Raw genomic sequence first — 21,506 nt, 5'->3', positions numbered from 1 at the left:
GATCTGTTCCAACAGATTGTTTGGGACTAGACATACTTGATGAAAATCGAGTTGATCTGCAGTCTCTTTTTAATTTTGTCTGGCTGTAAAACTGGCTGTTGACTTCCGTTCCATGCGTTTCGCTTTCCGCGGGGCGGGCGGTAAGCCTCCTCGTCGCTAATGCTCCTGCGGGGTCTTACCTGTCCCGCTGATCCCGCAGGAGTCTTCACGCCTTCCACTCCAATCAACAGGGTTTTAATAATCAATGTGCAGCAAACCCATCCCCTCAAGCGTTATATATGTCCATTTTAAAATAAGATGCAACTTCGGATCGTAATGATTTGTCCTGGGAACAATTGTGACGCCAGGCAATATGCAAGACATTCTACTCCTAGAGCCAATAGTGAATCAAGTGATCGAGAAGGCCGGAAAGCCACAGGCCGTTACCGCTGCATCAGCTTATAAAAACACCTGCCATTGCAAAGTTACTGATTTAAAACGAGATGACATATACGGCCAAGTAAATGGATTTTTCCGAAAGCATGATTATGCTTATGACGAACACTAAGACAGTTACATTTCCCCGGCTCGTGAAATCCCCAAGGTATTCGAGCAGTGTCAAGGAGGGATAACGCGAATACAAATCACTGAAGAGAATTTGCGCCAGCTGCACATAAAGCCGGGATCATCAAATGGTGGTATGTGGAAGAATACCACATTAGGCATAAACAAGAAGGAAAAGGACATCTATGCGAAACGGAAGGAAACCATCGAGCATATATTCGATGATATAAAAGAAAAACGACAATCTGAACCGATCTGTTCCAACAGATCGTTCTACCATTAGAAGTCAAAAACTTCTTCTGAAACCGTAACTTCCTTCAGTCTTTTTAAGTTTAGTTGAAAACCGATGCCTGGTTTAGTTGGCACTTCGATGAATCCGTCTTCCACCTTTATTTCCGGAGTGACAATATCTTCTTCCCAATAACGGTCAGAGCCTGATATATCTCCTGGAATCGTAAACCCCGGCAATGAAGCCAGAGCAATGTTATGTGCCCGGGATACCCCATATTCAATCATCCCGCCGCACCAGACAGGGAGCCCTTTTTCCTTGCACATATCATGAATCTTTACAGCCGTATAAAGTCCGCCCACTCTCCCTATTTTAATGTTAATTACCTTGCAGCTTCCAATTTCGATGGCTTTCCGTGCATCTTCATAACTGACGATGCTTTCATCAAGACATACAGGCGTGGCAATTTGTCTCTGCAGGACCGCGTGATCGATGATATCATCACTCGCCAGAGGCTGTTCGATCATCATTAGTCCAAATTCATCAAGTGCTTTCAGACGGTCGACATCTTCCAGGGTGTAGGCAGAATTTGCATCAGCCATAATATCGAGGGTTGGAAACCTCCGTCTAAGTTCCCTGACAAACTCAATATCGTGATCCGGGAAAATTTTTATTTTCACACGCTGGAAACCTTTCAGGATATAATCCTCTATGTGCGAAATCGCATCATTTATGTCAGGCGTTCCAATAACCACTCCAGAGGGAATTCGTCCAGCCGTGCTTCCCAATCGTCGTGCAAGGGACACACCCCTCCTTTTTGCGTCAAGATCCCATAACGCTGTTTCAATCGCCGCCTTTGCCATCTGATTTCTCCGAATGGAACGAAACAGATGTTCAATCTCTGCGGGATGATGAACCGGCGACCTCTTTAGCAACGGAATAAGGAAGTCTTTGAGCATATGGTGAGAAGTCTTTACTGTCTCTTCTGTATACCACGGGGAGGAGAACGCCACCCCTTCCCCGTATCCTTGCGCCCCATCCTTCCCTGTCGCCTCAACCAGTATGGATTCCCGTTCGGAAACAGTTTCAAGATGGGTAGAGAAAGGAATTTTCAACGGCATTTTTATGACTGTCAGCTTAATCCTTTGAAGGTTCATGCGTTTCTCCTTGTCCTGCGGCCCAGTCACGCAGTTTCCTTCTTAAAAGTTTTTTGGAAGCGTTGCGGGGAAGTGACTCACTAAAAACAATCCCTTTTGGAACTTTATACTTTGCAAGACTGTCTGTACAGTAGGAAATCAGGGAGGATTCATCAATCGCTGCCCCGGCCTTTCTGACGACGAAGGCCAAAGGAACATGACCCCATTCAGGGTCAGCTACACCAATCACTCCAGCATCCTCGACTGCTTTATGACCCAGCAGGACTCCTTCAATTTCCGCAGGGTAAATATTCTCCCCACCTGAAATAATGAGATCTGTCCTGCGGTCAAGAACATAAAGAAATCCATCCTTGTCCAGGTAGCCGAGATCTCCTGTATGAAGCCAGCCTTTTTTAATTTTTTCTTTTGTTTCATCTTCTCGATGCAAATAACCTGGAGTGACATTCGGCCCTTTCACAATGATTTCCCCTTCCGATTGTGCAGGAACTTCGATCCCCAGTTCGGAAATAATCTTAATTTGATTCGGAAAAAGAGCTTTACCTGCAGATCCAAGCTTCTCCAGGCTGTACTCAGGAGCAAGAGTCGCAAATTGTGAAGAGGTTTCCGTCATTCCATAGGTTTGATACACAGGTATCCCCTTTTGCTTGCATGTTTCCAGCAGGGAAAGGGGGGCTGGTCCTCCTCCCAGAAGCAAGCACCTGAAGAACTCGGGGAGACGTGTTTCCCCAAGAGCGTCGGTCAGCCTGAGCAGCATTGTGCTGACCGCAGACATAATCGTTACCCTATGTTGTTCAATTCCTTCCAGAACAATCCTTTCATTAAAGTTTCGGTACAAAACAACACACATTCCGTAGACAAGGCTGCGCATCAGAATTGAATAGCCGCTGATATGAAAGATTGGAACTGCACAAAGCCATTTATCATTTTCCTGCAATCCGATGTTCAACGCGGAGGCCGCGGCACTCCACCAGTGGTTCCCGTATGTTTGCAAAACTCCTTTAGGTGACCCTGTTGTTCCTGACGTGTACATAACCGTTGTAACCTCGTCCAAATGATATTCCTCTAGAAGTTGGAAGTCTGCTTCGGGAAATTGAAAGATCTTTTCCTTGGGCAGGATTTTTATCGTACTCTCCTTTTTAATCTGACTCAGTTTTTCCTCAAAGCTATCTTCGCTGATAAGAGCAGCTGCATCCGAATCCTCAAGCTGCCAGGCTAGTTCCTTGGCAGTCAGCCTATTATTTAAAATGACAGTCCGTACTCCCATCATTTGGAGTGCATAAAGGATCATCACTGAATCGGAGTGATTTGGCAGCAGGACAGCTGCAACCTCACCAGAACTGATTCCTGCGAAGGCCAATTGGCCTGCAGCCTTGGAGGCTGATTGATATAATTGCAGAAATGTATAGCTTTTATTTTCAAAAATTAATGCCGTCCGCTCCGGTGTTAACTCAGCACGCTTTTTTAGCCAGTTTGGCATTTGCTGTTCCATAAAAAAACCATCCTTTTTCCTTTTAGCCTAAAAATCTGTCCTTTTGTAACAAAACAGCCTGATGGATATCCATCAAGCTGTTTCAGAGTGAATCTATGTGATCAAGGGAAACGAGGAAACTGTCCAAAATCAGGCTTGCGTTTTTCCTTAAACGCATCACGGCCCTCTTTCGCTTCATCTGTTGTGTAATAAAGGAGTGTTGCATCCCCGGCAAATTGCTGAATTCCTGCCAGACCGTCAGTATCGGCATTCATCGCAGCTTTCAGGAAGCGAAGTGCCGTCGGGCTCTTTTCAAGGATCTCCTCGCACCATTTAATCGTTTCTTCCTCTACTTGTTCCAAAGGTACTACGGCGTTGACAAGTCCCATGTCGAGAGCTTCCTGGGCATTATACTGCCGGCAAAGATACCAGATTTCCCTAGCCTTTTTATGGCCGACAATCCTGGCAAGATAGCCTGAGCCATAACCTGCGTCAAAGCTTCCGACCTTAGGGCCGGTTTGTCCGAAGATGGCATTATCAGCTGCAATGGTAAGGTCACAGACTACATGAAGCACATGACCGCCGCCAATTGCGTACCCTCTTACCATTGCAATAACAGGTTTAGGAATAATGCGGATTAAACGCTGCAGGTCCAATACGTTTAGGCGTGGAATCTGGTCGTCTCCAACGTAACCTCCATGGCCGCGCACTTTCTGGTCCCCGCCGGAACAGAATGCCTGATCCCCGGCCCCCGTAAGGATAATAACGCCAATATTGGAGTCATCGCGTGCATAGGCAAATGCATCAATTAGCTCCGTAACGGTCTTAGGGGTGAACGCATTCCTGACCTGAGGGCGATTAATCGTAATTTTTGCGATTCCATTATATGTTTCATATAAAATATCTTCGTAAGATCGTTGTGATACCCACTCGACTGCCATTCAAACTCCTCCTAATATGTACATATAATCTAATTTGGGCTTTTCAGTCATTCTTCGACAAAAACCCACTTACTATTGTACCAAATTTCTCTGGTTCTTCCACATGAATTGCATGGCCGGCATTTGCAATGGATACATGCTGGGCTTTTGGAATCAAGTTTTTCATTTCACTGCCGATTTCGCAAAATTTAGCATCCAGATCTCCAGTAATGATCAGAGTTTCATAGCTAAATTCATCCAGGGCTTCCCACCATGAGGGCTGGGCACCTGTCCCCATTCCGATTAGACTGTTGGCAAGGCCTTGAGGATCATTTTGCAGGCGCTGCTTTCTTATTTGTTCCCTTACGGATGCAGGGAGATGCATCTGCGTCTTGAATAGAGGGATGTCTTCCCAGTAATTGATAAAATTTTCGAGGCCGCTCGATAAGATTCTTGCGGCGAGGTGCCGATCCCTTTTTATGCGGGCATCCCGCTCCTCCTGGTTCTTTAATCCCGGACTCGTGCTTTCTAGCACCAGCTTTCTGATTTTATCAGGAAATAGGGCAGCAAAAGTGATTGCCAGCCTCCCTCCCATAGAATATCCCAGTAAATCAACCTTCTCATACCCTAATTCTGCAAGCAAATCATTTAAATCTGCCGCAGCTTCTTCTATTCTGTATCTCTCCGGCAATAAAGGGGAGTCAGTTCTCCCATGCCCGATAATATCCACCATAATGAGCTTCGTAGTTGGCAAAACTGGTGAAAGAGGCTTCCATGTAGAGGCGGCACCAGTAAACCCATGAAGCAAAACAAGCGGAAAACCATTCCCGCTTATTTCAATATGATAGTTTAAACCTCTGATCTTAACCATCATTCTTTGCATCATCCAACAGATTCCTTATTTCCCGGGAAACAGATTTCCACAAATCTCGATGTTCCGTTAAATTTCTGTCTCTTGCTGTCGAAACCTCAATCACATGCAGCCCTTGCTGTCCTTTAGTCTCATTAAACGCTTGTTGATATTGATCCCAGTCCTTTACGGATATAAAAGTCCCTCCGTACATTTTTACTGCATGGCTGAAATCAAGGTCAAGTGGAGTTCCAAACAGCTTTTCAAAATGCTTGGGCTGTTCTGCCTGCGGCAAAAAGGAAAAAATGCCTCCTCCGTTATTATTTACTAAGAGAATAGTGATATTTAGTTCAAAAAGCTTCGCTGCAATCAACCCATTCAGGTCATGGAAAAAGGTTAGGTCACCAAGAACAAGATACATTGGTTGATGAACGGTGGCAGCCCCCATTGCAGCTGAAACCACTCCATCAATTCCATTCGCCCCCCGGTTTGCCAACACCCTTATTTTTTTATCGTTCTTAAGGAAGAAAGTGTCCAGATCACGAATCGGCATAGAGTTCCCGACGAACAGGGCTGCCCCCTTTGGCAGCATATCGGCCAGAAGATGAAACAGTTTCCCTTCGCTAAGTTCTGTCAGATCTCTGACTCCCTTAATCTGTTCCTTTGTGTGCAGGTTGATATTACGCCACATGTCCAAGTATTCCGTACTCTTTGAAGGACTTAGATGCTTAACCAGGGCGTTGCATAAATACGTTTCATCGCAATAAACCATATCACTTGCCGATATAAGCGGATCTCTCCACCCGCCTCCGCCATCAATAACAATTTGTCTGGCATTGGGATTTTCCTTGATAAAAATAGTGGTCGCTTTTGAAACGGGCATCGCCCCGAACCGGATGATCAAGTCCGGTTCCAGTGCCGCCTTAGCTTCCTCACTGCGAAGAATGGTATCATATGCATCAATAATCAATCCGCTGTCTTGTTGGCAGCTTCTCAACTGGGAAAGAGGATCTGCAAGCACAGGAAACTTCAATAGCTCTGCAAGTTTTAATACAGAACTGGCAAATCCGTTTTCCTCCAAGGGGCCGGCCACAATGATTCCCCTTTTTGCAGAAGTTAACGCCGACGCCATAGCCTGGATTGCTTCATCCGGAAGTGTGAGCACTCCTTGCATGATGTCCACAAAACCCTCCGTACGTTCCTGCAGATTAAAAAGACGATCATCGAGGGCTGGTATTAACGGTTCACGGAGCGGAAAATTCAAGTGAACCGGCCCAGAAGGGTACTTCATTGCCGTGGCTGCTGCACGTGCACAGACAGTACGGGAGTAACGGATCATTTCTTCCCGGCTATCCGGCAGGGACATTTCAACGAACCACTTTACATTATGGCCGTACAGGTGGATTTGATCAATGGCCTGAGGTGCCCCTACATCCCTGAGCTCATGAGGGCGGTCTGCCGTCAAAACGATTAACGGAATCCGGGAAATCCCAGCCTCAATAATAGCTGGATAGTAATTGGCAGCAGCAGTTCCGGAGGTGCACAGAACAGCAACTGGTTTCTTTTTTGCTTTGGCAATACCAAGCGCAAAGTAAGCGGCCGATCGTTCATCGACATGAACAAAAAGGTTCAAATCGGGATGCTCCGCCATCACCATCGCAATGGGGGTAGAGCGGGAGCCCGGGCTGATCACTACGTCCTCTATCCCTGCGGCTGAAAGTTCTGCCACAAATGCTGCTATATAAGTAGTTAGTGCTTCCTGATGATTCATTTCTCCTTACCCCCTAGCGCTGTCAACATAGGACGGAACTTAATGCTCGTTTCATTAAATTCACTCTCGGCATTAGAATCGGCCAAAACACCGCAGCCTGCAAACAGGGAGGCTTCCTTGCCCTGCACGAGAGCTGACCGGATCGCAACTGCAAACTCACCGTTTGCCTTATAATCCATCCATCCAATTGGAGCTGCATAAAAACCTCGGTCCAGGTCTTCTATCTCTCTGATTTTCTCGATTGCATCCTGTTTAGGCAGCCCTCCTAGTGCAGGGGTTGGATGCAGACGGTCAACAAGGTGCAACAATGAAGTTTCTGCTCTGCTCTTGCCCACAACTGGTGTATACAAATGCTGGATATATTTCATCTTCATAAGCTTGGGACTGTTTGGGATTTTTACTTTTTCACATGTTTCAAGCATTGCTTCTGAAATCATCTCAACGACATATTGATGCTCATTTAAGTTTTTCTGGTCTTCAAGCAGAGCCTTGCCAAGCATCCTGTCTTCCTCAGGTGTGCCGCCCCTGGCTATCGAACCGGCAAGGCACGTCGAGAAGACCTCGTCCCCCTCCTTTTTGACCAGCCTTTCCGGAGAAGCCCCGATAAAGCAATCCCCATTTGCTTCAAAAGCAAAAAGAAAACTGCCTCTCTGTTCCACGACCAGATGAGAGAGGACCTTCTCAATTTCGATTTCCTGATTAAAAAACAAACGGATTTCCCTTGCAAGCACGACTTTTTTCAAATGGCTGTCCTTTAGAGAAGCAACAAGTCTTGAAACTGTTTCTTTCCACTTTTCGGGGTTCTTCTCTTCCACTTTTTTCAGTTCAGCACTTCTATACCGACCATCATCATAAGCGCTTGTAAAAACCGATAATCTTTCCTGATTTACTTTTTCAAAGAGTGAGTCATCATCGTGCTGCGTACATACCACATTTGTTGTTAAAAATGCCTGTCCGCCTTTTACTGTCAGCATATATTTTGGAATATGGAAGAGCGAATCGGAGAACTTGGACCAAAGCCCTGTCTTTTCCTTTAACGGATCAAAAGAAAAACCTCCAAACATGGCGGGTCCGGTACCAGTTGCAGTTTGATCCCCTACGATAATCGCCGTTTCGATAAAGCGCTTCCACTCTGATTCAGTATGGTTAAATCGATCAGGTGCAGAATCTGCATGGATTTGTCTGGTGACCCCTAATCCTGCAAGAGCCATAGTTCCATCGGGATCCTCCCAGTAAAACCTCTCGCCTAAAAAACGGCTCCTTCCAGCCGCAAAAAAATTAAAAGCCTTAAAATACTCGATACGCTGAATTTCGCTTACCAATACCGATTGAGATAACTCTTTAGCGCGGTCTATTGCTGCGATGATTCCTTTCCTCAATTCTGTATCTTGTATGGTAACCAAATTAATTCCCCCCAATAACAGCCTCTCATCTGTTATCATACGTTTTCAAACTTATTTTAAGATACACTTCATAGTTGACTATGTCAACAATTGCAAACCCTGCACTCCTAGTTTTATCCTTATTATATATTTCACTTATCGCCTTCTATATAAGCCCAATTTTATAAGGGAATAACATCCATTTAAAACAACAGTGGACTATTGACAGCAGGTGTCTAACCTTCTACACTTTGAATGTAACTTACACATTATATCCATGTATTTTTGACATACCATTCAATTTCTGTTAATATTATATAGTTTGTTCATTATAAAAATTAGGGGAGAGAATGAGAATATGCAAACACCTCTTCAACCTGGTTCTTCAGCCATTAAACAAGATCAGGGCTGGCAGGTATGGTGGCAGCTGACACGCCCTCATACATTGACTGCTGCATTTGCTCCTGTTTTGCTTGGAACCGCCTTGGCTATGGAATTGACAGACATTCATATCATGCTGTTTTTGGCAATGCTCGCTGCCAGCCTGCTGATACAGGCTGCTACGAATATGTTTAACGAATATTATGATTATAAAAGAGGCCTTGATACGGAAGATTCAATAGGAATCGGCGGAGCCATTGTCCGCAACGGAATCAAGCCCGGAACTGTTCTTGGACTTGCTCTGTCCCTCTACGGCATCTCAATTTTGATTGGCGTTTATATCTGCATGAATACGAGCTGGTGGCTCGCTTTGATTGGCCTTGTCAGCATGCTGATTGGCTACCTTTACACAGGAGGCCCATGGCCGATTGCCTACACTCCTTTTGGAGAAATATTCGCAGGATTCTTTATGGGACTCCTGATTATCCTTATTTCTTTTTACATTCAGACAGGCACCGTAACTACAACCTCTGTGCTTGTTTCCATTCCAAGCTTCCTGCTTGTTGGCGGGATATTGCTGTCAAATAATATCCGTGATTTTGATGGGGATAAGGAGTTTGGCCGAAAGACCCTGGCGATACTGGTCGGCAGGAAAAATGCAATTAATCTGCTGGCAGGCATTTTTCTAGTGTCGTATATATGGATTGCAGTTTTAATAATTGCGGGAGTTATATCACCCTGGTTGTCCATTGTAGCCTTGAGCCTTCCAAAAGCGATTAAGGCAGTAAAGGGTTTTATCGAAGGGACAAACCCGCTTCAAATGATGCCCGCAATGGCTGCGACCGCTCAAACCAATACTATATTTGGATTCCTATTATCGATTGGACTTATTATTGGGAATTTGTTCTAAATGTTAATACGCTATTTACTTCAAAGCTTCCGCCGCTGGCCGGAAGCTTTTTTCTATGTTTCCCATTGGCGGGAAAGGGTATCAATTAGGTAAGTTTCCGTTTCTATCTAATCGATTGATACTTAAGAGGATGTGAAAAATATTATGCCAAATGAGTTTTTAACTAAATTTAAAACAATCCTTCTGGATGAAAAGGAAAGTCTTGAAGCACAAATAAAGGGAAACGAGGAGGATGGCTATCTTGACGGCAATGTCCGGGATTCCACTGGAGAGCTGTCCCTTTACGATAATCATCCAGCTGACAGTGGGACAGAACTCTTCGAGCGAAGCAAAAACCTTGCTATGGACGAGCACCATGAAGACCAGCTCGAAAAAATCAACCTGGCTCTGGATGCGATCCAGGATGGATCATATGGAAGGTGCAGGGAATGTGGAAACAAAATCCCGGAAGAAAGACTTGAAGCCATTCCTTATACTTTATATTGCCTAGATCATACACCTGAACAAACCATTTCAGATGACCGTCCAGCGGAAGAAGAAGTATTAGAACAGACGCATACCACTGGATTTCAGCGCCGTCAAAACAGTGAGATGGCCGATAATGAAGATAGTTTTCAGGATGTTGCTCAATTTGGTACCTCCGAAACACCGGCAGATGTTAACGGCGACCATGACAATTATCAAGACCTTTACGATGAAGGGAATGAAAATAAAGGGTTCACAGAAGAGTATGAGTCGTTTTCTGCTAATGATATTGAAGGGGATGACAGAGTGGTTGTTCCAAATAAACAAAAAGAAGATTACGAGGAGATGCTGGATGATTCAGGACTGGAGTCACAGCTTGGGGACATTCCTTATAAAAATAAAGACAGTTATATACAGGATAAAGCCAGTGACAATGACTAAATTCATGGCATAGAACAAAGCGCTTAACATCCTTAAGCGCTTTGTTCTTTCCTAATTCACAATATTTTTCCCATAAAATATTTCATCCATTTCCAGGTTGAGACTTTCTGTAATTTCCTCCCTCTCCTCCGGACTGAGCTTGTCTTTTGTATATCCAAACAGGTAATTATTCAAATCGAACTCCTTCAGTTTACATTTCGTATGAAAGATATTCTCCTGGTATACATTTACATCAAACATCTGATAAAGATTTTTCACATCATCAGGAATGTAATTTTGAATAGAACTGATGTCATGGTCGATAAACAGCTTATGGCCGCTTTTATCCCTCGTAAATCCTCTAACCCGATAATCAATCGTCATAATATCAGTGTCAAAGGACCGGATTAAATAATTTAAGGCTTTAAGAGGAGAAATTTCTCCGCATGTGGATACATCGATATCGGCTCGGAATGTGCTGATTCCTTCATCAGGGTGATATTCAGGATAGGTATGGACAGTGATGTGGCTCTTGTCCAGCTGCAGAACAACGTTATCTGGCAGTGGGCCAGGAGATTCTGCAAATGATTCATTAGGTACCTCAACTACCGGCCCTTCTGAAACCAGCACCGTGACACTTGCCCCTTGAGGAACATAGTCCTGTTTTGCGACATTCAATACATGGGCACCAATTATATCCGATACATGTGTCAATATTTTAGTCAGCCGATCGGCGTTATATTGTTCATCTATATACTCAATATAGGCTTCTCGCTCTTCCTTTGTCTTCGTATAGCAAATATCATACATATTGAAACTTAAAGACTTCGTTAAGTTATTGAATCCATGTAATTCAATTCTCTGCTGGTGTGTCAATTTCATCTTTATCTTCCCCTTCTGCTTTCGTTCGTCCGCTGATGGCAGACATCCTTTTGTTAAATATTTTTATGATACCCATTCCTGACAATAAAAAACGGTTTTGTCCCAAACGGTTGAAAGCATGGTCAAGAGTCTGTAGATGAATTTATATCTCTGTGCCTTCCTCACTCGTTATAAAAATCATCATCAAAGCAGCTGATAATAGAAATAATAAAGGGGCGATAAATAGCCATTTGAACAGCCCAGGGGAAAATGAAAAATAAATAGTAATGGGGAGGCACCATACGCCTGACACCATTAAAGGTAAATAGCTGGCTTTCTGGCTGGAGCGGAATGCAAGCACGGACGGTGCAACGAACAGGAAAAACAGGATGAAAATGGTATCCGGCGCCACGGGATACCCAGTATATGGATTGAAAAACATAAAGATAAAAATGTAGACAAGAGCGCCTGCCGAACTGGCAATACCTAAAACCTTGGGGGCATTCATAACTTGCTCCTCCTTTGGAATGAATTATTTATATAAAACCTTAGTCCAAAAAAGCAGGGTTTATGCATATGAAAAAAACCGGCCCTTAAAGACCGGTTTTAATTCATCATCATTTTTTATGTCCTGGTGCAATCTTCCAGATCTCGTCAGCGTATTCGCGAATTGTCCTGTCGCTGGAAAAGAACCCTGACTTCGCGATGTTGATCAGGCTTTTATCAAGCCAGGCATCTTTTGCGCGATATTCATCGCCGATTCTTTCCTGGATATCAACATAGGACGCAAAATCACGCAAAACAAAATATTGGTCGTTATGATCCAGCAATGAATCATAAATGGCCGTAAACTCATCTTCCGTATCAGGAAAGAACCCGTTTACTAACTGCTCTGTCACGTCACGAATTCTTTGGTCATAGTGGTAATACTCACGGGAATAATATCCGCCATTTCTTTGGAAATCCAGGACTTCTGAAGCACTTAAGCCAAAGAGGAAAATATTTTCTTCCCCTACGAGCTCGGTAATCTCCACATTGGCTCCATCAAGCGTTCCAACGGTAAGGGCGCCATTCATCATGAATTTCATATTCCCGGTTCCGGATGCCTCCTTGCTTGCTGTAGAAATCTGCTCGGAGATATCGGCAGCTGGAAAAATATCCTCTGCAAGAGAAACACGGTAATTTTCAAGAAAGACCACTTTTAGTTTTTCGTTAACAGCGGGATCATTATTTACTTTCTCAGCAACAGTGTTGATCAGCTTAATGACCTTTTTCGCAAAATAATAGCCAGGGGAAGCCTTCGCTCCAAAGATGAACGTTCTTGGATATAGATTAAAATCTGAATCCGACTTTAAACGATTGTATAAATACATGATGTGAAGCACATTAAGGAGCTGCCTTTTATAAGCATGCAAACGTTTGACCTGAACATCAAAGATCGAAGCTGTATCGACGGCAATTCCCGTTTTTTCAAGGATAATCTCCGCCAGCTTCTGTTTATTGGCTGTTTTGATATCTCCCAGCTTTTCCAGGAATGCTGAATCGTGCTTGAATTTCAAAAGAGCTTCCATTTTTTCAGGATTGGATATCCATGCAGGCCCAATGGATTCCGTTACAAGGTTCGCAAGCCTCGGATTGGCCTTCAGGAGCCACCGCCGATGGGTAATTCCATTGGTTTTATTATTAAACCTTTCAGGAAAAACCTGATAGAAGGAGTTCATTTCCCTTTCCTTCAAAATGTCCGTGTGAAGTTTGGCTACACCATTTATACTATGGCTTCCTACTATTGCCAGAGGGGCCATCCTGACCTCTCCATGGCCGATGACTGCCATATTTTCAATCCTAGACCAGTCGCCCGGATATTTGTCCCACAGCTTTTGACAGAAACGTTCGTTAATTTCCTCTATGATCATAAATATTCTTGGCAGCAGCGGCTGGAAAATCCGGATTGGCCATTTCTCGAGCGCCTCTGAAAGCGTGGTATGGTTGGTATACGACAGTGTGTTTTCTGTAATATTCCAGGCTTCATCCCACCCAAGGCCTTCATCGTCCATCAGGATCCTCATCAATTCTGGGACTGCCAGGGCAGGATGCGTATCGTTAATATGAATGCTCACATGATTATGGAAGTCCAGAAGACTGCGTTTTTGCTTTTTATAGGACCGGACAATCGATTGAAGGCTGGCTGCGACTAGCAGATACTGCTGCTTAAGCCTCAGGATTTTCCCCTCATCATGAGTATCATCCGGATATAGCAGCTCAGAGATGGATTCTGTCTCTTTCTTATATTTGAGAATATCCACATTGGCAGTAAAACGGGAAGGCTCGGCGCTCCATAAGCGGAGAGTGTTAACTGTCTCCGTCTCATATCCAATGACTGGAAGATCGTATGGAACCGCTGTAACAGATTCTGCATTTAGATGGCGAAATACAAATCGCCCATTCTCATGGTAGCTTTCCACACTGCCCCAAAAAGGGATTTCAACTGCGTCATCGGCTTTCCTCACTTCCCAAACGTGCCCATGACGAAGCCATTGTTCCGGAAGCTCGACCTGATACCCATCCACAATTTTCTGCTCGAAAAGTCCATGCTTATACCGAATTCCACAACCGTGCCCCGGAAGGCTTAAGGATGCGAGAGAATCGAGGAAACATGCGGCAAGCCTTCCCAGTCCGCCGTTTCCAAGTCCTGCATCTGCTTCAATCTCTTCCAGGTCATCCAGTTCAATGCCAAGTTCGTTCAAACCTTCACTTACAACTTGTTCAATTCCCAAATTCATCAGGTTATGACGCAACAGCCTTCCCAGCAAAAACTCAATGGACAAATAATAGACTTGTTTCTGGCCATTGGTCCTGTACTGTTCATTTGTTTTGATCCAGTCTGTACTGACATACTCTCTGATCATGAGTCCCAGTGTCTGGAACTGTTCCCGCTTGGTGCTTTCTGCAAAACTGGTGCCATGGGTCATTTCAAGCTTTTTTAAAAAAGATGCTTTAAACTCCGTTACACTCGAAAACATGCAATTCACTCCTTGAGAACAGGTCCATGTACAGTTCCTGATAAATTTGCGCAGACTTTGCCCAGCTAAAATCCATTTGCATGACCTTTTCAACCAGGCTGTACCACTCCCTGGTATCCCTGTAATAGCCTAAAGCTCTTTCAATTGTAAACAGCATGTCATGGGCATTGAAATGAGTAAAAGTAAATCCATTGCCTTTGCCCGAGATTCCGTCATAAGATTTGACTGTATCGTTCAGGCCGCCAGTCTCTCTTACAATAGGTATAGCCCCGTATCGCAATGCAATCAGCTGGCTTAAGCCGCATGGCTCAAACTTGGACGGCATTAAAAATATGTCGGCACCTGCATAAATCCTGTGTGCCAAGCCTTCATCAAACCCAATAAAAACACGGCACTGGTTATAGTATTTGGCAGCCATATGGCTGAAGAAGTATTCGAATTCCCTTTCACCTGTACCTAATACAATCAATTGAGCGCCAGTTGCCATTATTTCATGGAAGACTCCTCTTACAAGTTCCAGACCTTTTTGCTTTGTCAGTCTTGTAACCATCGCAATCAGGGGGATGTCCTCATCCTGTTTTAATCCAAATTGCTTTTGGATTTCCAGCTTATTTAAGAGTCTTTCGCCATGATTCTTCGGACCAAAAGAAGCAATCAGCGCCTCGTCCCTTTCCGGGTTATATAGATCATTGTCAATCCCATTCAATATCCCGACAAGATCAGCATTTCTTTTTCTTAATACTCCATCAAGATTTTCCCCAAAATAGGCTGTTTGGATTTCTTCCATATATGTAGGGCTCACGGTTGTGATTTTATCAGCAGAAACTAGTGCCGCCTTCATGAAGGATACATTTCCATGGAATTCAAGCTGATCGGAGTTGAAGTAATGATCCTCAAGCCCTAGCAGATCTCCGAGTATCTCTTTGGGGAATATCCCCTGAAACTGCAGGTTATGGATGGTAAAAACCGTCTTTGTGGACTCGTAACCCTCAAGATGCCGATATTTTTCCTTCAGCAAAAAAGGGATCATCCCAGTATGCCAGTCATGGCAATGGATAACATCGGGGTAGAAGCCAATCTCCCCGATGCTGTCAAGGACAGCTTTGTTAAAGTAAGAAAATTTCTCGCCCTCGTCGAAATCCCCGTACATCTGGCTGCGCTTGAAATAATATTCATTATCGACGAAGTAATAGAGCACCCCGTCGAGCTCCAGCTCTTCAATTCCGCAATATTGATTCCGCCAGCCCACAGGAACGGTGAACTCAGCGACCTTTTTCATCTGATCTTTATACTCTTCTGGTATCATTTGATACTTTGGGAGGATAACCCTAACATCAATCCCAAGTTTTTTAAGTTCTTTCGGCAGCGAACCGGCTACATCAGCAAGTCCACCCGATTTAATAAACGGTACACATTCCGATACTGCAAACAAAACCTTCACGAGTTCAGCCACTCTCCCTGTACAGATCCTTTTCGCAGGATATTTGGTGAATTCTTTGTTCCAGTAATGATTGCACCTGCTTCAATCCTTACATCCTTATCAAGGATAGCATGATCGAGGATACAGTCTTCCCCTATCCTTGATTTCTGCATAATAATGCTATTTTTCACAACTGCTCCTTTGGCAATTTTTACGCCTCTGGCAATAATACTGTTTTCAACAGTTCCTTCTATATCTGCCCCATTGGCAATCATGGAGTTTTGAACACTTGCCGATTTTGAGTAGCGTGTTGGGGGCTCATCCTTTACTTTAGTAAGAATAGGCCTCTCTTTTAAAAATAGCTGTTCCCAAATTTCCGGTTTGAGAAGGTTCATGCTCTCGGCATAATAAGTCTCAACAGTATCAATCATTGTTGCATAACCTTCATAATTATAATAACAAAGCTTGTAGGGGCTGTTAATGTCGGTTACTACATCCCTCATGCTAAGGTAGCCCGTTTCCTTTCTGGTTTCAATTAACTCCATAAGAAGGGATGTTTTAACAAGATAGATTCCCAAGGTCGCACCATTTTTGCGGACCTCCGTAATATCGCAGCCTGTATGGACATGCCATTCAAGAAGCGGATTAAAATCCATGTTAAAAACAGTATAGGCATTTGTAATTAAAGCATACTCCTGTGTGCTTCGATTAAAAAAATCGATATTTGCTGCAAAATGGTCAAGTGACCCAATCCCAGTTACCGGTTTATCCAGGCTTGGGGACGGGAAGAAAAATAATCCGTCCCGTTTTCTGTTTAAGTCCCAATTCCTTCCCGATCCCAAATGGTCCATTAGGGAACGGTACTGGTACTTAGGAAAAATCGCAACACTCTGTATTCCCGAATTCACCATATTTGATAGAACGAAATCAATCAGACGATAGCGCCCACCGAATGGAATTGCCGCCACAGAACGGTGGCTGGTCAGGTCGCTTAAATCCTCATGATAAGTTGTTGCATCTATTACACCCAGTAAACGTTTATTCAACTTAAATTCCCTCCCGATGTCTTCCGTTTAATTGGATACCATTTCCTCTAATGTTTCTTCGGATACTAGAAGAATTTCGCCATCATCCTTTGGGCGGATTACTGAACCATCCGGCACTTTAATGCCCGGTGAAACGATTGCTTTCTCGATGATACAACCTTTTCCAATAACAGCATCCGGCATGATAACTGTTTCATTCACAACTGCATCCTTTTTAACAGTCACACCCTGAAAAACTACTGTCCTAGTTACACTTCCTTCTATTGTACATCCTTCATTGACCAGAGAATCGGTCAGCTTTGCATCCTTGCAAATATACTGAGGCGGCTGATTAGGATTGACTGAATAAATCCGCCAGGACTGGTCAAATAAATTAAGCTCTGAGCTCTCATCCAACAGATCCATGTTTGCTTCCCACAGACTTTGCACAGTTCCTACATCCTTCCAATAACCGCGGAATGGATAGGCAAATAGTTTCTTATCGTCTTTCAGCAATAGAGGCAGAATGTCTTTCCCGAAGTCATGGCTTGAATCATCATTTGCATCATCCAGCAGCAGATACTCCTCAAGCAGCTTCCAGTTAAAAATATAGATTCCCATTGAGGCAAGATTACTTTTAGGTTCTTTAGGTTTTTCGTCAAATTCAACCACTTTCAGATCTTCGTCCGTATTTAGAATTCCAAAACGGTTTGCTTCATCCCATGGAACTTTTATGACGGAGATCGTAACGTCTGCTTCCTTTTCAATATGGTAATCTAGCATTAATTCATAATTCATTTTATAAATGTGATCCCCGGATAATATCAGAACATAGTCGGGATTATACTGGTGCAGGTAGTTTAAGTTTTGAAAGATGGCACTTGCCGTTCCGGTATACCATTTTACTTCCTTACTGGCTGTATATGGAGGAAGAACGGTTACCCCGTCATCTTTCCTGTCAAGGTCCCACGCACTTCCGATGCCAATATAGGAATTCAAAATAAGAGGCTGATATTGTGTAAGTACTCCAACAGTATAGATTCCTGAGTTCGTGCAATTGCTCAGCGGAAAGTCTATAATTCGGTACTTTCCTCCAAATGGAACGGCAGGTTTAGCTAGATTCTTCGTCAAGGAGTTCAATCTGCTTCCTTGGCCCCCGGCCAGAAGCATTGCCACGATTTTTTTCTTTTGCATCGGTTACTTTCCCCTTTCTTTTTCTAACAGGACGTAATATAGAAATCCCGAATGGTGATATATTCATCTCGATTGAGTAAGGTCTTCCATGAAACCCGATTTTGTCGGTCTTAATAGTTTTGCTGTTTATAACGCCAGAGCCTCCGAACGATGTTGAATCACTATTTAATATTTCCCTGTAAGTCTCTGGTCCAGGGACACCAATTCGATACCCGGAATAGGTCTCAGGTGTGAAATTACAAACAATTACAACATAATCATCAGCTTTCTTTCCTTTGCGAATAAACGAAAAAATGGATTGTTGATGATTATCGGCGTCGATCCATTCAAACCCCTCATACACACGATCCAGCTCATAAAGCGGTTTTGAACGTTTATAGATTTTTATCAGTTCTTTAACAAAATGATTAAGCCTCTCATGCATTTCATAATCGAGCAAATGCCAATCCAGTTGTTCCTTGTCCTTCCATTCTGCAAATTGGCCAAGCTCTGTACCCATAAACGTGAGCTTTTTGCCAGGATGGGAAGTCATATAGCCCAGAAGCAGCCTCAATTGGGCAAACTTCTGCCAGTAATCACCGGGCATCTTGTCCAAAAGAGATTTTTTTCCGTGTACAACTTCATCATGGGAAAACGGTAATACAAAAGCCTCGGAAAAAGCATATAAAAAGGAAAAGGTCACTTTATTATGATGATGTTTCCTATCATATGGGGGTGTTTCCATGTATTTTAACATGTCATTCATCCAACCCATGTTCCACTTGTATGTAAAACCCAATCCTCCATGTTCAGGTGATTCGGTCACCTTCGGCCAGTCGGTGGAGTCTTCCGCTATCATCAATGCACCAGGGTAATTTTTGGCCACGGCCGTATTAAGCTTCTTTAAAAACTCAATGCCATAAGGATTTACTTCCAGATCGGAATTAGGCCAATAAATAATATTGGCGACAGCATCTACACGGAAACCATCAATATGGAACTTTTCAAGCCAGTATAAAGCACTGGAAATTAAAAAGCTTTGAACTTCTTTTTTTCCCAAATCAAAATTTGCAGTTCCCCATACAAAATTTTCCCTGTCCTTTGTATTCTGATATTCAAAAGCATAGCTTCCGTCAAAGCAATAAAGACCATGGGCATCTTTGCAAAAATGTCCAGGTACCCAGTCAAGAATTACTCCAATCCCGTTCTCATGGCATTTGTCAACAAAGTACATAAACTCTTGCGGAGTTCCAAATCGGCTTGTAGCAGAAAAATAGCCTGTTCCCTGGTATCCCCAGGAAATGTCGAGTGGATGCTCGGTTAGGGGTAATACTTCAATATGGGTGTAGCCGTGGGAAAGAACATAAGGGATAAGCTCATCAGCAAGCTCCTTATAATTAAGCAGGGAACCGTCTTCTGACAGTTTCCATGAACCAAGATGAACTTCATAAATAGCTGTCGGTTCTTGAAGCGTCTGTTTCTTCTCCCTTTTACGAAGCCATTGCCGGTCGTTCCACTGATAGCCTTCAAGGGGGTAAACAATCGAGGCGGTATTGGGTCTTACCTCAGAATAAAACGCAAAAGGATCTGCCTTTAACTTTTTCTCACCTGTTGGTCCGGTAATTTCATACTTATAAAGGGACCCTGTTAAATCTTCCTTTACATGCAGAATCCAGACTCCTTCACCATTAACTCTTTCAAATTCATATCCGTCTCCATTCCATCCATTAAAATCTCCCGCCAATTTAACACTTTTAGCAGCTGGCGCCCAGACACAAAACCGAGTATATGTCTCAAAATCACTTTTTATGACGTGGGCTCCAAATAATTCATGACTTTTAAACAGGGACCCTTCATGGAATAAATGCAGCTGATATTCTGTAGGATGTGAAACCATCCTTCTTCACCTGCCTTTTCTAATCAGCCTTGTCACTATTATTCTCTTTATCTAAAAAAAACCCTTGCAGATTTTAACTAAATCGTTCGACGATATTCGCCATATTACTCATAACAACGTTTTCAATGGCGGTATATCAACTCATATAATTCTGCAAAAAATAAAAACTTTTTTTATAGAATAAATTCCCTAGATTTCAATATATTAAACCTGTACTATAAAAAAAGTGAAAAAAAACAAAAAAAAGCTGCAGACTTTATGTCTGCAGCTTTTTTTGTTTTTTTTCGTATGACCCCTACGGGATTCGAACCCGTGTTACCGCCGTGAAAGGGCGGTGTCTTAACCGCTTGACCAAGGGGCCTTATGGCGGAGAAGGAGGGATTTGAACCCTCGCGCCGGTTGCCCGACCTACACCCTTAGCAGGGGCGCCTCTTCAGCCACTTGAGTACTTCCCCATAATATGGCTCCGCAGGTAGGATTCGAACCTACGACCGTTCGGTTAACAGCCGAATGCTCTACCACTGAGCTACTGCGGAATAGTATAAGTATAAACAAAATGGGCCTAAATGGACTCGAACCATCGACCTCACGCTTATCAGGCGTGCGCTCTAACCAGCTGAGCTATAGGCCCATATGGAGCGGGTGATGGGAATCGAACCCACTACATCAGCTTGGAAGGCTGAGGTTTTACCAGTAAACTACACCCGCGTATTTAGATAAGATGGGGCGACTGATGGGAATCGAACCCACGAGTGTCGGAGCCACAATCCGATGCGTTAACCACTTCGCCACAGCCGCCATAATTCCTTTTAGCGTCACGGCTGAAAAATGGTGGCTCAGGACGGAATCGAACCGCCGACACAAGGATTTTCAGTCCTTTGCTCTACCGACTGAGCTACTGAGCCAAAACAAATAAATGGCGGTCCCGACGGGAATCGAACCCGCGATCTCCTGCGTGACAGGCAGGCATGTTAACCGCTACACCACGGGACCAGATTGCGGGGGCAGGATTTGAACCTGCGACCTTCGGGTTATGAGCCCGACGAGCTACCGGACTGCTCCACCCCGCGATAATATTATTTACACTGTATTGTTTATGCCCAGTGTTTGGCATGGACTGTCCCGATCTCAGGATGCTAAAACAAGAAGCAGCTCGATCGGTATAACTCGCAGATGATTCGGTGAAGAGTTGCTCGTTGCTCCACCCCGCGATAATATTATTTAAAATGGCGGAGGAAGAGGGATTCGAACCCCCGCGCGGTTTAACCCGCCTGTCGGTTTTCAAGACCGATCCCTTCAGCCGGACTTGGGTATTCCTCCGCAGTAAATAATGGTGGACCTTGTAGGACTCGAACCTACGACCGGACGGTTATGAGCCGTCTGCTCTAACCAGCTGAGCTAAAGGTCCCTTTTAAATTGATAAGTTGGTAGCGGCGGAGGGGATCGAACCCCCGACCTTACGGGTATGAACCGTACGCTCTAGCCAGCTGAGCTACACCGCCAAGTTATTTATTTTAAAAATGGTGGAGCCTAGCGGGATCGAACCGCTGACCTCCTGCGTGCAAAGCAGGCGCTCTCCCAGCTGAGCTAAGGCCCCGTTTAATAATGGTCGGG

The 21,506-nt window shown here is 44.0% G+C and carries 17 protein-coding genes and 13 tRNA genes; 3 read left to right on the top strand and 27 right to left on the bottom strand.

From position 1 onward, the window contains the following. Positions 1-26 precede the first annotated feature (26 nt). A complete protein-coding gene (locus tag EV146_RS27055; protein WP_338419215.1) occupies positions 27-218 on the bottom strand; it encodes a hypothetical protein in 192 nt (63 codons plus the stop codon). Between the two features lie 461 nt (positions 219-679). Here EV146_RS27055 and EV146_RS27580 point away from each other — a divergent pair, with 461 nt between their 5' ends. After that, the gene (locus EV146_RS27580; protein WP_199232683.1) at positions 680-826 is read left to right on the top strand and encodes a hypothetical protein; all 147 of its coding nucleotides are present in this window, start codon (positions 680-682) and stop codon (positions 824-826) included. Here EV146_RS27580 and menC read toward each other — a convergent pair. The 6 genes from menC to EV146_RS13305 form a co-directional block, all read right to left on the bottom strand. Beyond that, positions 823-1,929, bottom strand: coding sequence for an o-succinylbenzoate synthase (gene menC, locus EV146_RS13330; protein ID WP_132006976.1), 1,107 nt, complete (start codon positions 1,927-1,929; stop codon positions 823-825). The two genes, EV146_RS27580 and menC, sit on opposite strands and share 4 nt — an antisense overlap. After that, positions 1,910-3,418, bottom strand: coding sequence for an o-succinylbenzoate--CoA ligase (locus tag EV146_RS13325; RefSeq protein WP_132006973.1), 1,509 nt, complete (start codon positions 3,416-3,418; stop codon positions 1,910-1,912). Before EV146_RS13325 ends, menC begins: the two co-directional genes overlap by 20 nt. A 101-nt stretch (positions 3,419-3,519) precedes the next feature. Next, complete coding sequence (gene menB / locus EV146_RS13320; protein WP_121611341.1) at positions 3,520-4,338, bottom strand: 1,4-dihydroxy-2-naphthoyl-CoA synthase; 819 nt, start codon at positions 4,336-4,338, stop codon at positions 3,520-3,522. 43 nt (positions 4,339-4,381) lie between these two features. Beyond that, positions 4,382-5,203, bottom strand: a complete 822-nt coding sequence (gene menH / locus EV146_RS13315; RefSeq protein ID WP_241993916.1) for a 2-succinyl-6-hydroxy-2,4-cyclohexadiene-1-carboxylate synthase — start codon at positions 5,201-5,203, stop codon at positions 4,382-4,384. Continuing rightward, the gene (gene menD / locus EV146_RS13310) at positions 5,181-6,938 is read right to left on the bottom strand and encodes a 2-succinyl-5-enolpyruvyl-6-hydroxy-3-cyclohexene-1-carboxylic-acid synthase (RefSeq protein ID WP_132006970.1); all 1,758 of its coding nucleotides are present in this window, start codon (positions 6,936-6,938) and stop codon (positions 5,181-5,183) included. Before menD ends, menH begins: the two co-directional genes overlap by 23 nt. Continuing rightward, entirely contained in the window at positions 6,935-8,341 is a 1,407-nt protein-coding gene (locus EV146_RS13305; protein ID WP_241993915.1) for an isochorismate synthase, read from the bottom strand. Before EV146_RS13305 ends, menD begins: the two co-directional genes overlap by 4 nt. A 337-nt stretch (positions 8,342-8,678) precedes the next feature. On the opposite strand from EV146_RS13305, the gene EV146_RS13300 reads away from it, so the two are divergent. After that, positions 8,679-9,611: a 1,4-dihydroxy-2-naphthoate polyprenyltransferase gene (locus EV146_RS13300; protein WP_121611338.1), complete on the top strand. Its 933-nt coding sequence runs from the start codon at positions 8,679-8,681 to the stop codon at positions 9,609-9,611. A 144-nt stretch (positions 9,612-9,755) separates the two neighbouring features. After that, positions 9,756-10,517, top strand: a complete 762-nt coding sequence (locus tag EV146_RS13295; RefSeq protein ID WP_219916316.1) for a TraR/DksA C4-type zinc finger protein — start codon at positions 9,756-9,758, stop codon at positions 10,515-10,517. Between the two features lie 51 nt (positions 10,518-10,568). On the opposite strand, the gene speD is transcribed toward EV146_RS13295, so the two are convergent. The 20 genes from speD to EV146_RS13195 all read right to left on the bottom strand — a co-directional run bounded on the left by speD (position 10,569) and on the right by EV146_RS13195 (position 21,489). Next, complete coding sequence (gene speD, locus EV146_RS13290) at positions 10,569-11,378, bottom strand: adenosylmethionine decarboxylase (RefSeq protein WP_132006964.1); 810 nt, start codon at positions 11,376-11,378, stop codon at positions 10,569-10,571. Between the two features lie 142 nt (positions 11,379-11,520). Further along, positions 11,521-11,865: a hypothetical protein gene (locus EV146_RS13285; RefSeq protein ID WP_132006961.1), complete on the bottom strand. Its 345-nt coding sequence runs from the start codon at positions 11,863-11,865 to the stop codon at positions 11,521-11,523. 109 nt (positions 11,866-11,974) lie between these two features. Continuing rightward, positions 11,975-14,377 carry a glycogen/starch/alpha-glucan phosphorylase gene (locus tag EV146_RS13280; protein WP_132006958.1) on the bottom strand — a complete coding sequence of 801 codons (2,403 nt, stop codon included), beginning with the start codon at positions 14,375-14,377 and terminating at the stop codon, positions 11,975-11,977. Next, a complete protein-coding gene (glgA, locus tag EV146_RS13275) occupies positions 14,352-15,818 on the bottom strand; it encodes a glycogen synthase GlgA (RefSeq protein ID WP_132007660.1) in 1,467 nt (488 codons plus the stop codon). Before glgA ends, EV146_RS13280 begins: the two co-directional genes overlap by 26 nt. Beyond that, positions 15,815-16,843, bottom strand: coding sequence for a GlgC family sugar phosphate nucleotidyltransferase (locus EV146_RS13270; protein ID WP_132006955.1), 1,029 nt, complete (start codon positions 16,841-16,843; stop codon positions 15,815-15,817). Before EV146_RS13270 ends, glgA begins: the two co-directional genes overlap by 4 nt. Before the next feature lie 27 nt (positions 16,844-16,870). Beyond that, positions 16,871-18,016 carry a glucose-1-phosphate adenylyltransferase gene (locus EV146_RS13265; RefSeq protein ID WP_132006952.1) on the bottom strand — a complete coding sequence of 382 codons (1,146 nt, stop codon included), beginning with the start codon at positions 18,014-18,016 and terminating at the stop codon, positions 16,871-16,873. Beyond that, the gene (gene glgB, locus EV146_RS13260) at positions 17,934-19,892 is read right to left on the bottom strand and encodes a 1,4-alpha-glucan branching protein GlgB (protein ID WP_132006949.1); all 1,959 of its coding nucleotides are present in this window, start codon (positions 19,890-19,892) and stop codon (positions 17,934-17,936) included. The genes EV146_RS13265 and glgB overlap by 83 nt, the downstream gene beginning before the upstream one ends. A gap of 289 nt (positions 19,893-20,181) precedes the next feature. Continuing rightward, positions 20,182-20,253, bottom strand: a tRNA-Glu gene (locus EV146_RS13255). A gap of 3 nt (positions 20,254-20,256) precedes the next feature. Beyond that, positions 20,257-20,347: transfer RNA gene (locus tag EV146_RS13250), tRNA-Ser, on the bottom strand. 6 nt (positions 20,348-20,353) lie between these two features. Further along, positions 20,354-20,428: transfer RNA gene (locus EV146_RS13245), tRNA-Asn, on the bottom strand. A 21-nt stretch (positions 20,429-20,449) separates the two neighbouring features. Then, positions 20,450-20,523: transfer RNA gene (locus tag EV146_RS13240), tRNA-Ile, on the bottom strand. A gap of 3 nt (positions 20,524-20,526) precedes the next feature. Continuing rightward, positions 20,527-20,600: transfer RNA gene (locus tag EV146_RS13235), tRNA-Gly, on the bottom strand. Between the two features lie 14 nt (positions 20,601-20,614). Then, positions 20,615-20,690, bottom strand: a tRNA-His gene (locus EV146_RS13230). Positions 20,691-20,721: 31 nt separating this feature from the next. Beyond that, a tRNA-Phe gene (locus EV146_RS13225) sits at positions 20,722-20,797 on the bottom strand. A gap of 12 nt (positions 20,798-20,809) precedes the next feature. Further along, a tRNA-Asp gene (locus EV146_RS13220) sits at positions 20,810-20,885 on the bottom strand. A gap of 3 nt (positions 20,886-20,888) precedes the next feature. Then, positions 20,889-20,962: transfer RNA gene (locus EV146_RS13215), tRNA-Met, on the bottom strand. Between the two features lie 157 nt (positions 20,963-21,119). Continuing rightward, positions 21,120-21,212, bottom strand: a tRNA-Ser gene (locus EV146_RS13210). A gap of 11 nt (positions 21,213-21,223) precedes the next feature. Continuing rightward, positions 21,224-21,300, bottom strand: a tRNA-Ile gene (locus EV146_RS13205). A 17-nt stretch (positions 21,301-21,317) separates the two neighbouring features. Further along, positions 21,318-21,394, bottom strand: a tRNA-Met gene (locus EV146_RS13200). 19 nt (positions 21,395-21,413) lie between these two features. Continuing rightward, positions 21,414-21,489: transfer RNA gene (locus EV146_RS13195), tRNA-Ala, on the bottom strand. Positions 21,490-21,506: the final 17 nt, after the last annotated feature.

The sequence above is a fragment of the Mesobacillus foraminis genome (assembly GCF_004340465.1).
GTDB lineage: Bacteria > Bacillota > Bacilli > Bacillales > Cytobacillaceae > Mesobacillus_B > Mesobacillus_B foraminis.
Note: the sequence above shows the minus strand (reverse complement) of the source record. Positions and strands in the feature narration are given on the sequence as shown.